Here is a 283-nt window from a genome sequence, read left to right as displayed (position 1 = left end):
GTGCGCGCCCTCACGGATCTGGTCCCGGGCCATCTCCACACAGTCGTCCCAGCGGCCCTCCAGCATCGCCTCACGGAACTTCTTCGACCCGTTCGCGTTGGTCCGCTCACCGATCGCCATGTACGAGGTGTCCTGACGGAACGGAACCGTCTGATACAGCGAGGCGGCGCCCGGCTCCGGCTGCGGGGTGCGCTCGGTGAGCGCGGTGCCGCGGACCCGCTCCACGACCTGGCGCAGGTGCTCCGGGGTGGTGCCGCAGCAGCCGCCGACGAGGGAGAGGCCG

The 283-nt window shown here is 71.4% G+C and carries 1 protein-coding gene; it reads right to left on the bottom strand.

Translation table 11 applies throughout. The features are described from left to right. The coding region (locus tag IF88_RS41800; protein ID WP_037808934.1) for a homocysteine S-methyltransferase family protein at positions 1 to 283 on the bottom strand (283 nt) is incomplete at both ends.

It is taken from the genome of Streptomyces sp. NRRL F-2580 (genome assembly GCF_000720115.1).
GTDB lineage: Bacteria > Actinomycetota > Actinomycetes > Streptomycetales > Streptomycetaceae > Streptomyces.
The sequence above is the reverse complement of the archived record's forward strand: the minus strand, read 5'-3'. Positions and strand labels throughout refer to the sequence as shown.